Source organism: Azospirillum sp. B510, from assembly GCF_000010725.1.
In the GTDB taxonomy this organism is placed as follows: domain Bacteria; phylum Pseudomonadota; class Alphaproteobacteria; order Azospirillales; family Azospirillaceae; genus Azospirillum; species Azospirillum lipoferum_B.
This window is the reverse complement of sequence record NC_013858.1, coordinates 1-18,313: the sequence shown is the minus strand read 5'-3', so window position 1 is coordinate 18,313 and position 18,313 is coordinate 1. Positions and strand designations below refer to the sequence as shown.

Annotated in this window: 21 protein-coding genes; 11 read left to right on the top strand and 10 right to left on the bottom strand. The window is 66.8% G+C overall.

Going from position 1 to position 18,313, the window contains the following annotated elements:
• The first annotated feature begins 15 nt into the window (after positions 1-15).
• The 4 genes from AZL_RS27415 (at position 16) to AZL_RS34880 (ending at position 3,312) form a co-directional block, all read left to right on the top strand.
• On the top strand, positions 16-1,287 hold the full coding sequence (locus AZL_RS27415; RefSeq protein ID WP_012977653.1) for a YcaO-like family protein: 1,272 nt from the start codon (positions 16-18) through the stop codon (positions 1,285-1,287).
• Positions 1,284-2,036, top strand: coding sequence for a TfuA-like protein (locus AZL_RS27410; protein ID WP_012977652.1), 753 nt, complete (start codon positions 1,284-1,286; stop codon positions 2,034-2,036). Before AZL_RS27415 ends, AZL_RS27410 begins: the two co-directional genes overlap by 4 nt.
• 77 nt (positions 2,037-2,113) lie before the next feature.
• The gene (locus AZL_RS27405; RefSeq protein ID WP_012977651.1) at positions 2,114-2,824 is read left to right on the top strand and encodes a Crp/Fnr family transcriptional regulator; all 711 of its coding nucleotides are present in this window, start codon (positions 2,114-2,116) and stop codon (positions 2,822-2,824) included.
• 107 nt (positions 2,825-2,931) lie between these two features.
• Positions 2,932-3,312 carry a ribbon-helix-helix domain-containing protein gene (locus AZL_RS34880; protein ID WP_204367243.1) on the top strand — a complete coding sequence of 127 codons (381 nt, stop codon included), beginning with the start codon at positions 2,932-2,934 and terminating at the stop codon, positions 3,310-3,312.
• Positions 3,313-3,370: 58 nt separating this feature from the next.
• On the opposite strand, the gene AZL_RS27395 is transcribed toward AZL_RS34880, so the two are convergent.
• The 4 genes from AZL_RS27395 to AZL_RS27380 are packed head-to-tail and all read right to left on the bottom strand — an operon-like array spanning position 3,371 to position 6,887.
• On the bottom strand, positions 3,371-4,159 hold the full coding sequence (locus AZL_RS27395; protein ID WP_012977650.1) for a 3-hydroxybutyrate dehydrogenase: 789 nt from the start codon (positions 4,157-4,159) through the stop codon (positions 3,371-3,373).
• 6 nt (positions 4,160-4,165) lie between these two features.
• Positions 4,166-4,819, bottom strand: a complete 654-nt coding sequence (locus tag AZL_RS27390) for a 3-oxoacid CoA-transferase subunit B (RefSeq protein WP_012977649.1) — start codon at positions 4,817-4,819, stop codon at positions 4,166-4,168.
• Positions 4,820-4,836: 17 nt separating this feature from the next.
• Positions 4,837-5,493 carry a CoA transferase subunit A gene (locus tag AZL_RS27385; RefSeq protein WP_012977648.1) on the bottom strand — a complete coding sequence of 219 codons (657 nt, stop codon included), beginning with the start codon at positions 5,491-5,493 and terminating at the stop codon, positions 4,837-4,839.
• 2 nt (positions 5,494-5,495) lie between these two features.
• The gene (locus AZL_RS27380) at positions 5,496-6,887 is read right to left on the bottom strand and encodes a GntP family permease (RefSeq protein WP_012977647.1); all 1,392 of its coding nucleotides are present in this window, start codon (positions 6,885-6,887) and stop codon (positions 5,496-5,498) included.
• A gap of 48 nt (positions 6,888-6,935) precedes the next feature.
• On the opposite strand from AZL_RS27380, the gene AZL_RS35890 reads away from it, so the two are divergent.
• Positions 6,936-7,223, top strand: coding sequence for a hypothetical protein (locus tag AZL_RS35890; RefSeq protein WP_148219689.1), 288 nt, complete (start codon positions 6,936-6,938; stop codon positions 7,221-7,223).
• A gap of 92 nt (positions 7,224-7,315) precedes the next feature.
• Positions 7,316-7,516: a heavy-metal-associated domain-containing protein gene (locus AZL_RS27375; protein ID WP_012977646.1), complete on the top strand. Its 201-nt coding sequence runs from the start codon at positions 7,316-7,318 to the stop codon at positions 7,514-7,516.
• Between the two features lie 92 nt (positions 7,517-7,608).
• Here AZL_RS27375 and hemP read toward each other — a convergent pair whose 3' ends face one another.
• From hemP to ftsE, 4 genes are all read right to left on the bottom strand, one after another.
• Positions 7,609-7,776: a hemin uptake protein HemP gene (hemP, locus tag AZL_RS34875; protein ID WP_085091948.1), complete on the bottom strand. Its 168-nt coding sequence runs from the start codon at positions 7,774-7,776 to the stop codon at positions 7,609-7,611.
• Positions 7,777-7,922: 146 nt separating this feature from the next.
• Positions 7,923-8,564 carry a YdcF family protein gene (locus AZL_RS27370; RefSeq protein WP_012977645.1) on the bottom strand — a complete coding sequence of 214 codons (642 nt, stop codon included), beginning with the start codon at positions 8,562-8,564 and terminating at the stop codon, positions 7,923-7,925.
• Between the two features lie 13 nt (positions 8,565-8,577).
• Positions 8,578-9,471 carry a cell division protein FtsX gene (locus AZL_RS27365; RefSeq protein WP_012977644.1) on the bottom strand — a complete coding sequence of 298 codons (894 nt, stop codon included), beginning with the start codon at positions 9,469-9,471 and terminating at the stop codon, positions 8,578-8,580.
• 4 nt (positions 9,472-9,475) lie between these two features.
• On the bottom strand, positions 9,476-10,216 hold the full coding sequence (gene ftsE / locus AZL_RS27360; RefSeq protein ID WP_012977643.1) for a cell division ATP-binding protein FtsE: 741 nt from the start codon (positions 10,214-10,216) through the stop codon (positions 9,476-9,478).
• A gap of 147 nt (positions 10,217-10,363) precedes the next feature.
• On the opposite strand from ftsE, the gene AZL_RS27355 reads away from it, so the two are divergent.
• From AZL_RS27355 to AZL_RS37450, 4 genes are all read left to right on the top strand, one after another.
• Complete coding sequence (locus tag AZL_RS27355) at positions 10,364-11,149, top strand: lysophospholipid acyltransferase family protein (protein WP_012977642.1); 786 nt, start codon at positions 10,364-10,366, stop codon at positions 11,147-11,149.
• Between the two features lie 127 nt (positions 11,150-11,276).
• Entirely contained in the window at positions 11,277-13,058 is a 1,782-nt protein-coding gene (locus AZL_RS27350; protein ID WP_148219688.1) for a DUF2491 family protein, read from the top strand.
• Positions 13,059-13,083: 25 nt separating this feature from the next.
• Entirely contained in the window at positions 13,084-13,509 is a 426-nt protein-coding gene (locus tag AZL_RS27345; RefSeq protein ID WP_012977640.1) for a DUF350 domain-containing protein, read from the top strand.
• Between the two features lie 156 nt (positions 13,510-13,665).
• Complete coding sequence (locus AZL_RS37450) at positions 13,666-14,436, top strand: hypothetical protein (protein WP_012977639.1); 771 nt, start codon at positions 13,666-13,668, stop codon at positions 14,434-14,436.
• 193 nt (positions 14,437-14,629) lie between these two features.
• Here AZL_RS37450 and AZL_RS27335 read toward each other — a convergent pair whose 3' ends face one another.
• Positions 14,630-15,154, bottom strand: a complete 525-nt coding sequence (locus tag AZL_RS27335) for a MarR family winged helix-turn-helix transcriptional regulator (protein ID WP_012977638.1) — start codon at positions 15,152-15,154, stop codon at positions 14,630-14,632.
• A 62-nt stretch (positions 15,155-15,216) separates the two neighbouring features.
• Between AZL_RS27335 and AZL_RS27330 the strand changes: the two genes are divergently transcribed.
• Positions 15,217-16,167, top strand: coding sequence for a DMT family transporter (locus AZL_RS27330; protein WP_148219686.1), 951 nt, complete (start codon positions 15,217-15,219; stop codon positions 16,165-16,167).
• A 33-nt stretch (positions 16,168-16,200) separates the two neighbouring features.
• Here the strand turns inward: AZL_RS27330 and AZL_RS27325 are convergent, their stop codons facing one another.
• Positions 16,201-17,514, bottom strand: coding sequence for a replication initiation protein (locus tag AZL_RS27325; protein WP_247894521.1), 1,314 nt, complete (start codon positions 17,512-17,514; stop codon positions 16,201-16,203).
• Between the last annotated feature and the right edge of the window lie 799 nt (positions 17,515-18,313).

Sequence of the window (18,313 nt, the reverse complement as noted above, 5' to 3'; positions counted from 1 at the left end):
TCCCGGTAAACTGCGATGCCCTTCGATCTGCTCGATGTCAAAGCTTCGGTTTCGGATGCGGTGAAGGCCCACACGGTCGGCACCCACCGGGTTATGGCACCCGAACAGACCCTGGCGCGGGTCGCCCCGTTCCTGCCGATCATGGGAATCACCCGGGTGGCCAATGTCACCGGTCTGGATGCCGTCGGCATTCCGGTGGTGATGGTGACACGGCCGAATTCGCGCTCCATCTCGGTGTCGCAGGGCAAGGGGGTGACACTCGCCGCCGCGAAGGCGTCGGGTGTCATGGAGTCGATCGAAAGCTACCACGCCGAACGCATCACCCTGCCGCTGAAGTTCGCCAGCTTCGAGGAGTTGCGCTGGACCCATCCGGTGGTGAATGTCGACCGCCTGCCCCGGTTGTCGACCGGCAGCTTCGATCCCAACCGCCCCATCCTGTGGATCGAAGGACAGGATTTGCTGAGCGGCGGCCCGAAATGGGTTCCGTTCGAAATGGTCCACCTGAATTTCACCGTACCGATGGCCCCCGGCCACGGCGCCTTCCTGGCCGGCTCCAACGGCCTGGCGTCGGGAAACCATAGGGTCGAGGCGATCAGCCATGCCCTCACCGAGTTGGTGGAGCGTGACGCCACCACATTGTGGCGTCTGAAGGGCCCGGCAAGCCAGGCGGCGACCCGGATCGATCTGGACAGCATCTCCGATCCGGTCTGCCGTTCCCTGATCGACCGCTTCGAGGCCGTCGGTGTCGCCGTCGGCGTGTGGGAGACCACCAGCGATGTCGGACTGCCCGCCTTCCTCTGCCGCATCGTCGAAAGCGAGGACCTGCCCCAGCATTCGATCCGTCCGGCCACCGGCATGGGGTGCCATGTGGCGCGCGAGATCGCCCTGTCCCGCGCCCTGACCGAGGCGGCGCAAAGCCGCCTGACCTTCATCGCCGGCGCCCGCGACGACATGCCCCGCGCCGAGTATGAGCGGCATCTCGACCCGGCCCACCACGCCCGCTGGAGGGCAATGATCGTGGACGGCGCCGGCCGACGCTCCTTCCATCATTGTCCGACCAGCGCCGCCGCCACCATCGAAGGCGATCTCGCCCACCAGTTGGACAGGCTGCGCGCCGTCGGTATCGAGGAGGCGGTGGTGGTCGACCTGACCAAACCCGAATTCGGCATTCCTGTCGTGCGCGTGGTCGTGCCGGGGCTGGAAGGCGCCGACGAATCCCCGGACTATCTGCTGGGGGAACGCGGCCTGCGCGCACTCGATATCCAATCCACGGAGAAGGCGGCATGAGCGGCGTCTATGTCTTCCTTGGCCCCACCCTGCCGCGCGAAGACGCGGTATTGGAACTGGATGCCACCTACCTGCCGCCGGTCGCCCAGGGCGATGTGCTGCGGCTGTGCGCGGAAAGGCCGGCGGCCATCGGCATCATCGACGGCTTCTTTGAAAGCGTGCCATCGGTCTGGCACAAGGAAATCCTTTACGCCATCCATGCCGGCATCCCGGTGTTCGGCGCCTCCAGCATGGGGGCACTGCGCGCGGCGGAGTTGTATCCCTTCGGCATGATCGGTGTCGGCGCCATCTTCGAGGCTTTCCGCGACGGCCGGCTTGAGGATGACGATGAGGTGGCCGTGATCCATGGCCCGGCCGAACTGGGCTATACCTCGCTATCGGAGGCCATGGTCAACATCCGCCGCACCCTGTCGGACGCGGTGGCCGAACGGGTGCTGACCGCCGGGACGGCCCTGCGGCTGGAATCCATCGCCAAGGAACTGCCTTACCGCGAACGCGGCTATGGCCGGATGCTGCGGCTGGGTGGCGACATCGAGCTGCCGGCGGCCGAACTGTCGGCCTTCCGCGGCTGGTTGCCGCAGGGCCGTTTCGACCAGAAGCGGGAGGACGCCAAGGCGATGCTGCGGACCATGGCGCGGCGGCTGGGCCAGAGGACGGAGGATGGCGTGGCTCCCGAAGCCCGTTTCCATTTCGAGCGCACCGTCCTCTGGGAGCGCGCCCTGCGGGAAGCGGCACCGCTCGCGATCTAAGGGCGTTTCGGCTAGACTGATCGCGCTGGAGTGGCGTTGATTGCCGGACCGGCGCGAAACTGTGTCTGGACGGACCGATGAGCGTGCCGATGGATATTGCGGCAATGCTGAGGCGCAACCGGCTGCTTGGAGAGCTGGATGCGGGTCAGATGGCCGAGATGCTGACGCTGGGCCGCATCACCCGCTTCGATGCCGATCAGGTCATCTTCGACAAGGGCGATCCCGGCGACAGCCTGTTCGCGGTCCTGAAGGGGCAGATCGCCATCCGCACCTCGTCGGCGGACGGCAAGACCATGCTGCTGAACATTCTGGAAGTCGGCGATGTCCTGGGCGAGATCGGGCTGATCGATGGCCGGGAACGCACCGCCGCCGCCATAGCCCTGCGGCCGGTGGAGCTTTACCGGGTCGATCGCAGCGATTTCATCCCCTTTCTGGAACGCCATCCACGCCTGTGCACCCGGATGATGATCGTGCTGTGCGACCGGCTGCGCTGGGTGTCGGAAAACATCGAAGATGCCGTCTTCCACGATGTCCCACGCCGCTTGGCCCGCCGGCTGCTGCTGCTGTCCGACAGCTACGGCCAGCAGACCACGGCCGGTCTACGGTTGACCTTGCCGCTGTCACAGGAAGCGCTCGCCAACATGCTGGGTGTAACCCGTGAAATGGTCAACAAATGCCTGGGAAGCCTGCGCAAGACCGGCGTAGTGACATATGCCAAAGGTTTTATCGTCATCAATGATCTGGCTTTGCTCAAGGACATGGCTGGTGATCCCGAGCGCGTTCCCTAGGGGGAATCCTTACCTGCCTAAAGTTTTGTTCCCAAAACCGGTTGTGGTCGCGTTATAATGTGTATGCGTCGGAGGCAATCGCACGGGTAGCACGAGGACTGATAAGCATGTCGAGGGATGGGAACGGAAAATCTCACATCGATCAATCCATAGGCATTGCCGCCCTAGCGCCCCGCACGCTCAAGCTGTCCACAGGGGATATTGGTCTCCGACTGGAGCCGTCCTATTGGGAAGGACTTGAGGAGATTTGCCGGCGCGAAGACCTGACGGTCGACGAACTGTGCGATGATGTCCGTGATCGCATGGAACAGCAGGCCCGACGCGCCGCTCAGCCAACCGTATCTCTCGCCAATGCCTTGCGCGTGTTCGTCGTCGGGTATTTCCGACAGGCGGCAACGGAGCGGGGGCACGCCCGTGCCGGTCATGGTCAGGGCCGTCCCTTCATCGCAACCCCCTTCGACACCACTTCGGTCGTCAGCGAAAATTGATCACATCGAAGATCGGGGCAGGCCGTTCCGCCCGCCCCTGATACCAGGATGCCGCTCCTTACTGGGCGGTCCAGCCGCCATCCATGGTCAACGCCGCACCGCGCATGTTGCCGGCCGCGTCGGAGCATAGGAATACCGCCAGTTCCCCCAGCTGTTCAGGCGTGACGAAGGACTTGGACGGTTGCTTTTCGCTCAGCAGCTCGCGGCCGGCCTCCTCCACCGACAATCCCCGCGACGCGGCCAGCGCATCGATCTGCTTTTGCACCAGCGGTGTCAAAACCCAACCCGGGCAGATGGCGTTGCAGGTGATGCTGGTCTCCGCCAGTTCCAGCGCCGTCACCTTGGTCAGGCCGATCACGCCATGCTTGGCGGCGACATAGGCCGACTTGTTGACCGAGGCCACCAGCCCATGGACCGAGGCGATGTTGATGATGCGCCCCCAGCCACGCGCCTTCATCCCCGGCAGGGCGGCACGCGTGCCATGGAAGACGGCCGACAGGTTGATGGCGATGACCGCGTCCCAGCGCTCCACCGGAAAGGCATCGACCGGCGCCACATGCTGGATGCCGGCATTGTTGACCAGCACGTCGAGCCGGCCATAGGCGGCCTGGGTGGCGGCGACCATCGCCTCGATCTCCTCGGGCTTGGACATGTCGGCGCCGTTGTGGGCGACGCGCACGCCGAACTCCGCCGACAGCGACTGGCACAGATCCGTGATATAGGCGGCATCGCCGAAGCCGTTCAGCATCAGGTCGGCGCCCTGCCCCGCCAGTTGCCGCGCGATCCCGAGACCGATGCCGCTGGTGGACCCGGTGACGAGCGCCGCGTTCCCCTTCAGAGTGGTCATTCCTTCTTATCCTTCGATCGGCATGGAACGGAGTTCGGGGGCGATGATCAGCTCGCACCCGGTGTTGGCGATCACCTGCTCCACGGTCACACCGGGAGCGGTTTCCTTCAAGACGAGGCCGGCATCGGTCGGCTCGATGACGGCGAGGTCGGTCACCACCAGATCGACCCGGCGGACCGAGGTCAGCGGCAGGGTGCAGCGCTCGACGATCTTCGCCTCGCCCTTGGCGCTGTGCTGCATGGCGACGATCACGCGGCGGGCGCCGGTGACCAGATCCATCGCCCCGCCCATGCCCGGCACCATCTTGCCCGGCACCATCCAATTGGCGAGCCGCCCCTCGCGGTCGACCTGGAGGCCGCCCAGCACGGTGACGTCCAGATGGCCGCCGCGGATCAGCCCGAAGGACAGGGCGCTGTCGAAGGACGCCGCCCCCGGCAGGGCCGAGATGGGCGAGCCGCCGGCATCGGTCAGGTCGTGGTTCTCCGCCCCGGTGATCGGGCCGGACATGCCGACGATGCCGTTCTCCGACTGGAAGAACACATGGCGTCCGGCGGGGACGTAGCGGGCGACCAGGGTCGGCAGGCCGATGCCCAGATTGACGAGGTCGCCGTCCATCAGTTCCAGCGCGACGCGCTTGGCGATCAGGGTCTTTTCATCCATGGCTCGATACTCCCCGATCAGCGCGGCGTGGCGGTGACGATATGGTCGACCAGCACCGACGGCGTCATCACCGCGTCGGGCGGGATGCAGCCGACGGGCAGGATGTCCTCGGCCTCGGCGATCACGGTCGCGCCGGCCATCGCCATCAGCGGGTTGAAGTTGCGGGCGGTCAGCGCGTAGGTCAGGTTGCCGTACAGGTCGGCCTGTTTGGCGGCGATCAGGGCGAAGTCGGCCTTGATCGGCATCTCCAGCAGATAGTAGACGCCGTCGATCTCGACCTTGCGCTTGCCCTCCTCCACGGTGGTGCCGACGCCGGTCGGGGTCAGCACACCGCCCAGCCCGACGCCGCCGGCACGGATGCGCTCGGCCAGCGTGCCCTGCGGCACCAGTTCCACCTCGATGTCACCGGCGATCATCTGCTTCTGCGTCTCGGGGTTCAGGCCGATGTGGCTGGTGACGACGCGGCGCGCCAGCTTCGCCACCACCAGCTTGCCCAGGCCGTTGTTGGGCCGGGCGGTGTCGTTGGCGATGAGGGTGAGGTCGCGCTTGCCCTGGCGGATCAGTTCGTCCACCAACCGGTTGGGGCCGCCGACGGCCATGAAGCCGCCGATCAGCAGGGAAGCGCCGTCGGGAATGCGCGCGACGGCCTCTTCGAGGGTTACGAGTTTGTTCATCATCAGACGATCCCAGTCAGGTAGTAGACGGCGATCACGAAAAAGACCGCCAGCGTCTTGATGCAGGTGACGGCGAAGATGTCGCCGTAGGATTGCCGGTGCGTCAAGCCGGTGACGCCCAGCAGGGTGATGACGGCGCCATTGTGCGGCAGGGTGTCCATGCCGCCGCTGGCCATGGAGGCGACGCGGTGCAGCACCTCCATCGGAATGCCGGCGGCGTTGGCGGCGGCGATGAACTGGTCGGCCATCGCCGCCAGCGCGATGCTCATGCCGCCGGACGCCGACCCGGTGATGCCGGCCAGTGCGGTGACGGTCACCGCCTCGTTCACCAGCGGATTGGGGATGGCGGACAGCGCGTCGCGGATGACCAGGAAGCCCGGCAGCGCCGCGATCACCGCACCGAAGCCATATTCCGACGCCGTATTCATCGAGGCCAGCAGCGAGCCGCCGATGGCGGCCTTGGTGCCTTCGGCGAAACGGCGGGACACCGGCGTCCAGGCGAAGGCCAGCACGATCAGGATGCCGCAAAGCAACGCCCCTTCCACCGCCCAGATCCCGGCGACGGCGGTAACCTGGGTCACCAGCGGCTTGGCGCCGGGGGTCAGCGCCACCTCGTTGGTGGCGCCGTACACGCCGGGGATCGCCATGGTGAACAGCTTGTTCAGCACGCCGACGGCGACCAGCGGCGACAGGGCCAGGATCGGATTCGGCAAGACCTCCGAGGCGACCGGCTCCGGTTCGTTGCTGTGGCCGCCGCCATAGCCCTCGCCACGCGCGATGGCCGAACGGACACGCCATTCCAGATAGAGCAGCCCGACCACCAGGATGAAGACCGAGCCGATCAGGCCCAGCCAGGGAGCGGCATAGGCGTCGGTCTTGAAGAAGGTTGTGGGGATGATGTTCTGGATCTGCGGCGTGCCCGGCAGCGCGTCCATGGTGACGGTGAAGGCGCCGAGCGCCACCACGCCGGGAATCAGGCGCTTGGGGATGTCGCCCTGCCGGAACATCTCGGCCGCGAAGGGATAGACCGCGAAGACCACGACAAACAGCGACACGCCACCATAGGTCAGCAGCAGGCAGACCAGCACGATGGAGGTCACCGCACGCTCGCGCCCGACCAGCTTGATCACGGCCGAGACGATCGACTTGGAAAAGCCGGACAGCTCGATCACCTTGCCGAACACGGCACCCAGCAGGAAGACCGGGAAATACAGCTTCACGAAGCCGACCATCTTGTCCATGAACAGGCCGGTGAAGACCGGCGGCACGGCGGACGGATCGGTCAGCAGCACGGCCCCCAGCGCCGCCACCGGAGCGAAAAGGATGACGCTGAAGCCCCGATAGGCGACCAGCATCAGGAACGCGAGCGCCCCCAAGCAGATCAGGAAACTCATTTGGACGGTGCTCCCTCGATTGATTTTTTCGGACGGTCGACGTCAAGGATGCCGTTCGTTGGCTTTGCGGCTGAAACAGCCGACGCGGCTCTTATGATGGACCCGTTACAGGTCTGCACCGCCAAAGATAGCAAAGCTCGTGCCAATGGGGAGTCGCCAGTTGTCGCAGGCGAAATCTTTGACCTTGCTGACTTTTTGCACCGCACACAAAACCCGTGGCGGGAAAAATTTCTCTATAATGAGATAAATGGCCAATCACATATCTCTTATTCAAGATATCATCTCGAAACAGAGATAATGGTGAAGGGGGGCCTGTTTCCGCCGGTACGCCGGTAGCGGAACCGCGGATACCGCTTGACCTTCCAACCGCTCGAAGGCGCAGCCTGCCGCATCGGTGTTCATGACCATACCACCAAGGGAGAAAGCCCATGCTGACGCTGAAGGTTTCCGGCATGACCTGCGGCCACTGCGCCCAAACGGTGACCAGGGCCGTGGAGGCGTTGCCCGCCGTGGACCGGGCTTCGGTCGATCTGGCGGCCGGCCAGGTCGCCATTGAAGGCGGCGCGGACGAATCCGCCATCCGTCAGGCCATCGAGGATGCCGGCTATGAGGTGCAAGGCCGGGCATAGTTGTCGATCCGCAACGAAAATGGGCGCCGGACCAGCATGGCCGACGCCCATTCCCGATGGCGTTTTTCCCGGAAGGTTCTTTTGAAGCTCTTTTATTTGGTGAGGATCAGCTTGTTGGCACGGGTCACGCGCAGGCGATAGCTCTGCCCGGCGTGCTGGATCACGATCTCGCGACTGCCCGACATCAGACGGGCGGATTCGACCACCGGCAGGGATGCGGCGATGAAGGAGGCGGGAGCGGAGACGGCGCTGTCGTGCATGGCGAGTCTTTCTTGCTGGACGGACGTTGCGGTCGGCGATGTCCGGGCGTGAACCCTGAACCGGACCATACGCCCGCCCGCCATCAATTGCAAGTCATTCTCATTCGCTTTTGTGTGCGCCCTCGATCGCCCGAACCGATTCCGGATCAATCCCGGATCAGGCGGCGGACCATCCAGCGCAGCCCGACCACCAGCAGCTTGTTGTATTCGGTGACCAGCAGGTTGGCGGTGCCGGGCCACATCCACCAATCATCCAGATGGACGGTGGGAGCGACGACGGGATGGGGGAGCAGGTCCACATCCGGCATCGCCATCGACAATTCCAGCAGGCTGCGGCGCATGTGGTAGTTGGCCGTCACCAGCCGCAGCGAGTGGAATCCCTGGTCATGCATCCAGTCCGCCGTCTCATAGGCATTGCCAATGGTGCTGTCGGCGGAATAGCCCAGCGTGATGCAGCATTCCATTTCGGTGGGCGAATGGCGGGAAAGCTTCAGCAGTTCCTGCACCTCCACCCCGTCATAGACGCCCGACACGAACAGTTTCTTCGCCCGTCCGGCGGCCAGCAGTTCCAGCCCGGTGCTCAGCCGGTTCCTGCCCCCGGTCAGCACGACGATGGCGTCGGTCAGCCGTTCCGCCTCGGCACCGGTGGGGGACGAGCGCGGAATGTCGGCGGCATACCAGAACAGCCCGGCCAGCCAGGCGGCCGCCAGCGCCAGCAGCCCGGCCATCAGATGCGTGATCGCCCGAGCCATCATCCCGCCGCGGCGGCGGCGGTCGATCGCGCTCATCTCGCAGCCTGCGTCATGGCATCGACTCCAGCGTACGGAGCACCGTCCAGCGCGCGGTCACCAGCGCCAGCAGGGCCAGGATTCCCGGCACCAGCAGCAGGACCGCCCATTGCCAGGGATCGAGCGTCAGGTCGGGCAGCAGGCTGGCCCGCAGCCCCTGGGAGGCGCGATGCAGCCCATACAGCGCGCCGCAGGCCAGCAGCAGCCCGACCCCACCGCCGCGCAGGCTCAACCCCACCACATGCCGCTCGAACTGGCGGGAGACATAGCGGTCGGTGGCGCCCATCAGATGCAGCAGTTCGACCACCGGACGGTGGATGGCGAGACCGGTGCGCACGGCGAAGACCACGGTCATCACCGCCGCCGCTCCGATCAGGACCACCACGCCCAGGGCCGTCAACCGGATCGCCCCGGCGAAGGAGCGCAAATCGGCCAACCACACCGCATGGTCGTCCAACGTCGCCCCCGGCGCGGCGGAGGTCAGGCGCAGACGCAAGGCCGCGACATCGACCGGCCCATCGACGACGACGTCGATCAGGCGCGGCATCGGCAACAACGGGTCGGAGGCGCCGGCCCCCAGCCACGGCTCCAGCAAGCGGGCGATCTCGCCGCCGCTCAGCAGGGTCGCCGAGCGGATACCGGGGGAGGAGCGCAGGACGGTCAGCGCCGCCTCCGCCCGCTCGTCCAGCGGAGCGACGGGGGCGCCCGGCATCGGCGCCACCTGCACGGTCAGCCCGCCGGCCAGCCCGCTGTCCCAGCGCTGGGCCATGTCCGACACCAGCATGGCGCCGGCCAGCGCCAGCACCGCCAGGAATGCCATCAGCGCGGTGATCCAGCCGAGAAAGCGCGAGGAGGGATCGACCGCCAGCGGCAGGTCGGAGCGGGGCCGCACGGGACGCAACGCCATGCCGCTACTCCCACTGCTGATCGTTTGGCCGCGCATCCTGTAACCGGCCATCTTGCCCCCGGCCATCTTGCCCCCGGTTGCCGCGCGGGGGCAGAACCAGCAGCCGGCCATTGTCGAGATGCAGGCGCGGATGGTCGAAGCGGCGGATCAGCGCCTCGTTGTGGGTGGCGATCACCACGGTGGTTCCCAGCTTGTAGAGTTCCTCGAACAGATAGAGCAGCCGCATGCCGATGCCGTCATCGACATTGCCGGTCGGCTCGTCGGCCAGCAGCAGCCGCGGCCGGTTGATCACCGACCGCGCGATGGCGACCCGCTGCTTCTGCCCGCCCGACAGGGTGGACGGCTTGGCATGCAGATGGCCGCCCAGCCCGACCCAGCGCAGGATCTCGCTGCAATGGGCGACGACGTCGGCTTCCCGGGTGCCGGCCATGCGCAGCGGCAGCGCCACATTGTCCAGAGCCGACAGATGGTCGAGCAGCGCGAAATCCTGGAACACCACGCCGATCTGGCGGCGCAGCTCCGGCAGGTCGCGCCGGGTCGCCAGCGCCATGTCGCGGCCGAACAGGGTGACCAGCCCGCGCGAGGGCCGGTGGGCCAGATACATCAGCTTCAGCAGCGACGATTTGCCCGCCCCGCTGGCGCCGGTCAGGAAATGGAAGGATCCCGGCCGCAGGGTGAAGCTGATGTCGCGCAGCACCTCCGCCTCGGTGCCGTAGCGCAAGCCGACATTCTCGAAACGAATCACGGTCCCACCACAGCGTCGTCAACCCTCCGCGCCGGGGACAATGCACCCGGCGCGGAGCGGAGTCCACCCCGCCCCATCTCCCGGCCGCCCTCTCCCACCCGCGCGGAATACTTGAGAAGTCGGCGAAGACCTGACAAGTTGCCGGCCATGATCTGGATCCGGTCCCTCGCCTTCAACATCGCGTTCCATCTCTGGACCGCGCTGATGTGTTTCGCCCTGCTGTGGATGCTGCTGCTGCCGCGCCCGCGGATGGTGGCGGTCGTGGTCTGGTACCTGCGCACGGTCGGCTGGCTGGAGCGTACGCTGGTCGGCATCCGTTACGAGGTGCGGGGGCGCGAGAATCTGCCGGATGGTCCGTTCCTGCTGGCCGCCAAGCATCAGTCGGCCTGGGAGACGATGAAGCTCCACCTGCTGGTGACGGATCCGGCGATCATCCTGAAGCGCGAGCTGATGTGGATCCCGATCTGGGGCTGGTACGCCGCCAAGGCGCGGATGATCCCGGTCGACCGCGGCGCCGGAGGGGCGGCGATCAAGTCGCTGATCCGCAACTCCCGCCCGGTGCGGGACGAGGGGCGCCCGATCGTGATCTTTCCCCAGGGCACCCGCGTGGCGCCGGGCGCCTACCGGCCCTACCGGATCGGCGTCGGCGTGCTCTATGAAAGCCTGGACCTTCCCATCGTGCCGATGGCGCTGAACGCCGGCCTCTATTGGCCGCGCCACAGCTTCCTGAAGCGTCCCGGCACGGTGGTGGTGGAGTTCCTGCCGCCGATCATGCCCGGCCGTCCGCGCGCCGAGGCGATGCGCGATCTGGAGGAGCGGCTGGAGGCGGCGAGCGACCGTCTCGTCACCGCCGCCGGCGGGCCGGCGACTCCGCGTCCGTCGCAACCCGAACCAACGGGGCAGGGCAGCCGGACGGCGTCCATGGTGTCGTAACCGGCTCTGTCAAGATCCGGCGCCCAAAGGTTAATCCCTTGAGCGCCGCCGCGTATCTGCCTACGCTCGCGCGACGAATCGCCGGAAGGGCCGGTTGAGCCGGCTCCGGATGACGCGCGAGAGGAAGATGACGCAAACCGCGAAGCCCGTCAGGCCCGCACGGTGTCAGGACCGCTGGACAGCGCGATGGCGCGCCGCCGCCGTCGCCCTTCTGATGACGGTGCAGCCATTGGCCGCCCCCGTCGGCGCCGTCCTTGCCGCTCCCGCTCCGCTCGCCATCGCCGCCACGGCGGCGGCCGTCGCCCTGGCGCCGCAGCAGGCCGAGGCCCGCGCCGGTTCCAGCAGCCGGTCGTCGGGCGGCTATTCACGGCCGTCGCGCACCCCCTCCGTCAGCGGCGGAAGCGGCGGCAGTGGCGGCTACTCCCGCCCCTCCGCATCACGCACCCCCTCGACGGACAGCAGCGGCAGCCCGTCGGTCGCCGCGCCATCCGGCTCCGCTCCCAGTTCGGCCGGTGACAAGGCTTTCAGCCAGCAGGGCTCGGCCGACGCGCTGAACCGCTACCGCGCCAAGCAGGAGGCCGACCGCACGCCCCCGACCCAGCCGGCCGCATCCTCCCAAACCTCCTCCCAAGGGAGCGGCACCGGCGGTTCCGGATGGAGCTGGGGCTGGGGCGGATCGTCCTACCGCACCCCGTCCACCCGGCCGGCGCCCGCCAATCCTTACGGTGGCTATGGCTGGGCCCCGCCGCCCTACACCGTCAGCGCCCCACGCCGCTTCGGCATCTGGGACGGGCTGTTCCTGTGGTTCATGCTCGACACGCTGACCCGGCCGGGCCATGCCGCCTTCTTCCACAACAACGCCGACGACCCCGGCTATCGCGAATGGCGGCAGGAGGCCGACCGGCTGGCCCGCGACAATGCGGATCTGCGCGCCAAGCTGGATCAGCTCGACCAGTCGGTCGCCGCCCAGTCCGGCGCCCCGCGCGAGGCCGGCAAGCTGCCGCCCGACGTGCCGGCGACCCTGGCCCGCGCCGATTCGGCAAGCTCGGTGGACAGCGCCAGCGCCGCCCAGGCATCCCAGGCGCCCCGCAGGTCCGGACACGGCTTCTGGTGGTGGGGCCTGCTGCTGCTGGGGGGTGCCGTACTGTTCCTGCTGTGGCGGGCGCGGCGGCGGATGGACGCTCCCGCCAAATCCACCCCGGTCTCCGAGGCCCCTGTTTCCAACGCTGTCTCCAACGGAGGATCGAACGTGCCCCTGTTCGGAACGCTCGGCAATTACGTGAACCAGAAGCTCAGCGGCAAGGCCTACAGCCCGTCGCTGTTCCGGCTGGGCATGACGGTCACCGTCGACCCCACCCCCTTCCTGCTGGCGGAGGGCACGACCAAGGTCAAGGCGCCGGACACCGGCACCGACCGGCTGGTGTCGATCGAGGCGGTCGGCACCGTCACCTCCGGCCCGGCCACCGTCTACCGCCTGCATCTGCCGGGGGGAGGATTCTTCCAGATCCATCTCGGCCCGGACGGGCAACCGGACGAATGCCGCTATTTCACGCCCATCGACAGCGTCACCCCGGCCGACGAGGGCGAGTGGGGATTCTGGCTGGACGATGCGGAGGGGATGATCGGCTGGCCGGAATTCCAGACCAAGGACGGCAAGCTCTATCCCCGCGTCTGGCAGCCGGGCGCCAGCCGCATCCAGCCCTTCACCCTCGGCGAGGCGCGGCAGACCCTGCGCGGGACCGAGACGGTGACCAGCCGGTCGATGCTGTATGGCGCCTCAACCGGGGCGGCATCCCCGGCGCCCGCCACCGAATATATCCTGGTGGAGGCGGTGGAACGGTCCGGCCGGGCGTCGGTCGAGATCGCCGCCGGCATCGACGTCAATCCCGCCTCCCTCTCCCTGTCCTAACCCACACGACAAGAGTGCCGGCCCCATGGAAAGCACCTTCGGTTCCATCCTGACCGCGCTCGGCACCGGCCTGCCGGTGCTGCTGGTCCAGCTTGCCGTCACGCTGGCGCTGCTGGCGGCCGGCGTCTTCGTCTACACCCGCATCACCCCCTTCGACGAGGGCCGGCTGGTGGCGGAGGGGAATGCCGCCGGCGGCCTGACGCTGGGCGGCTCCATCGTGGCGCTCGCCATCCCGTTGGCGGCGACGCTGGCGACCAGCAGCGTCGTGCTGGACATCGTCCTGTGGGGCGTGGTGGCGGTGATCCTGCAACTGGTCGCCTTCGCCGTGGCCACGCTGCTGATCCGCGACCTGCGCGGCCAGATCGAATCCGGCAACATCGCGTCGGCGGCGACGCTGGTCGGGATCCAGCTGGGGGTGGCGCTGATCAACGCCGCCGCCATGGCCGGATAAAGATGGCGGGATAAGGGCGGCCAAAAAAACGCCCCCGAGAGGTAAGGATGGGGGTCTGGTTCCCGGATCGCCGCCTCCCCATCTGTGCAAGCGACGCGTTTCGCGCGGTCTGCCGCGCCGGCGCCTCCAACAACCCTTCTTCGACAGGAATGAGCCATGCTTGCCTTCATCCGCAACCTTCTGGGTGTCAAGACCGACCAGGCCGTTCAGGGCGCCATGGAGACGCTGGTGCGCTGGGATCCGAAGTCCGCGACCGAGGCGGAGCTGCGGACCATGGAGCAGCATCTCGACCAGCTGGGCCGGCAGGTGGCGGAAGCCCGCGCCATCCATGACCGCGAGCAGCGCGAGGCCGACGAGATCAAGGCGCTGTCGGCCCAGCGCATGGCCGCCGCCGAGCATCTCCAGCAGCAGATCGACGCCGAGACCGATCCCGCCCGCAAGGCCGGGCTGGAAAAGAGCCTGGAGACCATCGTCGCCATGCTGGAGGAGATGGCCCCCGACATCGAGCGCGAGGTCCGCGACGCGGTCGAGGCGCAAGAGTTCCTGGAAATGCTGGAAAAGAACTATGCCGATGCCGGCGCCAAGCTGAAGTCCGCCCGCGCCGACCTGACCCGCGCCCAGCGCGACATGGGCCGCGCCGACCAGCAGCGCGCCATGGCCGAGCGCCAGGCCGAAGCCGCCCGCCAGGCCGCCGGCCTCGCCGGCGCCACCAGCGGCCTGACCGTCGCGCTGAAGGCGATGCAGGACACCGCCGCCAAGGATCTGGCCGCCGCCGAGGCCGCCAACGCCAAGGCCAAGCTGCTGCGCCCGTCGGCCCCCGAGAAGGAAGACCCGAACATCGCCGCCGCCCTCGCCGCCGCGTCGGGCAAGACCGCGCCGACCAGCCTGTCCGACCGTCTGGCGGCGCTGAAGGCCAAGCAGGGCTGAGGGTTTGAGGGGATCGGCGGGGGAGGACTCCGCCGATCCTTACCGCTTGGGGGATGGAACAGCGTGGAACGGATTCCGGCGGCTGTTCCATTCGCCACCCCGGCCGCTCCCCCCGCCTCACCGGCAGCCCGAGGATTGCAGGGTTTGCGGATGGTGGCGCGTTGCGGCCCCCCCCGATCACCGGCCTCAATCATCAGGAGTCGATGGCCAGTGTTCCTTCAAGACGGCGCAGCAGGGCGGCAAGCTGCTCCTGCTCGGCATCCGACAAGCCGGCCAGAAACCCCGCCTCCAAAGCCATATCGTCCCGGAAGGCGGCTTCGGCTTTCCGCCGGCCCTCCTCGCTCAGTTGAACCAGAAGGCTCCGGCCATCCTCCTCGGCAGGCCGGCGTTCGATCAGTCCCGCCTGCGACAGCTTGTTGAGACGGTGGGTCATGCCGCCGGAGGAGACCATCATCGATTTGAACAGTTCCGTGGGGCGGAGCCGATAAGGCGGCCCAGCGCGAAGAAGGGTGAACAAAACATCCGCCTCGCCGGCGTCCAGGCCATGCGACGCAAGAACGGCATCGATCCGCGGCCGGACCAGAAGCGCCAGCCGCCGCGCACGGCCGAGAATCGCCATGCCACGCGTGTCCACGTCCGGAAGCTCGCGCGCCCATTGCTCCCGACGGTCGTCCACACCGTCGCGCTCGTCCGATGGTTGATATAGTTGTCTTGACACAAAGATAACTCCGCGGATTATCTTCTCGCAAAGATACCTGTGTGGAGGGATCGATCAAGGCCATGGCGCATTTCCAGACCGAGGCGCAGGCGGAAACCCAGAGCAAAGCGGCACGTACGCCCGCCTTCGTGCCGCTGACGCTGCTGTGCCTGTGCGGCTTCCTGTTCGCGTCGAAGATCATGGTTTCCAAGGCGGCGCTCTCCGCCGGAGCCGATCCGTTCCAGCTCGGCATCGTCGGCAATCTGGGCGCCGGCCTTCTGCTCTCCGGGTGGCTGGCGGCGCGAGGAGAGTCTTTGTCGTCGGCCTGTCGTACTCCCCTTCTCTATCTGGTCCTCGGCATCGTGTCGGTCGCGCTTCCGACCATTCTGTCCTTCCATGTCGTGGATCGGGTCGGCCCCGCCTATACGGCGACGGTCTATTCGCTGTCGCCCATCCTGACCATGGGCTTCGCCGCCGGAATCGGGCTGGAACGGATGACCATCCGGAGATCGGCCGGTGTCATGATCGGACTGTTCGGCATGATGGCGATTGTGCAGCAGCAACTGGCTGCGATCGACTTCGCCGAGCCGATCTGGGTGTTGATCGGTTTGCTGATTCCAGCCTGTACGGCGACCGGCAACATCATCCGTTCGGCCTTCTGGCCGAAAGGTGCCTCGGCCCCGGCCTTCGCCTGCGCAACCCTGTTCACATCGAGCGTGGTGATGGCGATTCTCGCGCCGCTGTTCGGTCCCACCAGCCGGTGGCACTTCACTGATCCTGTCCTCGGGCCTTGGCTTGTCGGATTCGTCCTGGTTTCGGCGCTGTCCTATGTCCTGAATTTCAGCCTGCAGAAGGTTGCCGGATCAGTCACGTTCAGCCAGATCGGCTATTGGGGAGCCGGCTTCGGCGTTCTGCTTGCCGCCTTGCTGTTCGACGATGTGCTGACCGCTCCGTCGCTGATCGGACTTGCGGCGATCAGCGGTGGCGGAGTGCTGGCGAGCGTCGCGGGGATGACGGTTAGGAAAGGCGCATGACGCTATCCGATGGGAAGCGGAAGGCCCCGATCCTTACGCCTCGGGGGAGCCCACCTTCGCAGCCTTCGCCTTGCGGGCCGCCACCTCGAAGGCGACATCCTCGATCATCCCGGCGGTCAACGAGGACAGGGCTGATTTCAGGCTCGGCCAGTGGTTCATGCGGGCGGTGTCGGCGACGGCGGCGTTCTTGGCCTTCAGCACGAGGCGGCGGCCGCCCTGGGGAGCCTCCTCCACCCGGTCCGGCTCCAGTTCGGCCAGCAGCGGGGCGGGAACCTTGCCCTTCAGGGCGTGCAGGACGGCGGCCCACAGCGCCGTCACGTCGTCGGCGTCGGGCAGCGGGCCGAGATCGGCGAGGCCGGCCTCCACCGGGTCGGCAGGAGCCACGGTGTCGACCTTGCCGATGCGCCGCGCCCGCCTGCCGGCGCTGTGGCGTTCGCGCTCCAGATAGGTCTCGGCCGCCTCCTCCTCGTCCTTGGCGAGGAAATCCAGGGTGACCGCCTCGATCTTGCGGCCTTTCCGCTTCATCTTGTCTTCCGGCATGCTGACGCGGAAGGGGGCGAGCTGGTTCACCTCGGCCATGGCGCGGTCGATGGTGCGGGTGCGCAGGATGCCGAAATCCTTATAGGCGCCCTCCGGCACATTCATCAGCTTGCGCAGCGTGTCGATGTCCAGTTCCAGCGACGGATAATCCATCTGGTAGCGCTGCATGCCGATCTCGTAGAGCTTCAGCGCGTAGGTGCTGGTGACCTTGACCATCGCCGGGCCGGACAGCTTGGCCCAGAGCTGGGACGAGCGCTGGATTTCCAGGAAGGCGTCGGTGAACTGGAAATGGATGTCGGCGGCGTCGCTGTCCTCCTCCTCCTCCGGCCGGACATAGCTGGAGAGGATGCGCAGCTCGGCGCGCGACCGGCGGCCACGGAACGGGCCGATGACCACCAGGCTGGAATCGAAGATCTCCTTCAGCGCGTCGAAGATGCGCTCGTTGCCCTTGTGGTTGCCGCGCACCACCCGCTTGGGCAGCCGGTAGAGCTTGTTGGCGAAATTCTGGCTGCCGGCGAGATGGATCATGAAGTTCAGCATCTTCTGCGCCGGCAGCGACAGGCGGGTGCCATTGGCCGGATAGCTGTAGACCGCCTCCGCCGCCTTGATCAGATGCTTGTAGCCGTCGCGCTCGAAGGTGGCGCTGGCGACGCGGGCGGTCAGGCCTGCGGCCGGGGCCGCCGCTTCCGGGCCCGCGACCGGCAGGGTGGCCGCCGCGCCATCGCCGTCGATCACGGCGCCGCCGGCCAAATCCTCCGGACCCAACACCACCAGGCCGGATCCGGTCTTGGTCACTTCGGACGCCATGGGCGCAGCCGCGTCCAACGGGACGGACTCCTCCGCCACCGCGCCACGCGCCTTTCCGCGCCCCGTCCCCGCCATCACCATCCTCCGCCGAAACCGTGGGAGGCTAAATCAATCCTTACCGGAAAAACAAGTAAGGAAAGGGTCGCGCCGCGGATTCCTTTTCATCCTTACATCCTGGGGGCGGAACCCTTACGCCCCGGGGGGTGTGCGACTCGCCCCCACCCGGTAAGGCCGTTTCCCCCATGCTGTAAGGAAGATTCGCTGCGACTCGCGGACTCCCCTGGGTTTCGACGCCGACGAATCCTCTTAAAAGGGAAAGGGAGTCGGAAAGACCGGCGAAGTGCCGGATCCGCCAGCACTTTCAAAGTGCGAATCCCAAGCGAAGTCCCCTCGACGCGGCCTTGCACACCCCAAATCGGCACGACTCGATTCGGACGAAAGCCATCACGTTCCATCCCCTATCCTTACTGCCTGGGGGAGAATGGTGATCTCCGCTCTCCAGGGCTTTATGGGAAAGCTACATCCTTACCTCTTGGGGGCAGACAAGACCGGATCCAGACATCCAAAGGCCCCCAGGCGGTAAGGATACAGGCGATTCAGCGGATCCGCGGGGTTATGTCCAAGATCATGTAAGGAGTCACAAAGGCTTGCAGGCCCCCAAGCGGTAAGGAAGCCCGCCCCCAAGCCGTAAGGATCGCAGAGCGGGCTTTTCGGCGGCATTGGATCGGGATCCGGCCCCCAGGAAGTAAGGATATGAAAGGGGAACAGGGTAAGTAATTGATTTAAAATATTTTTGTTT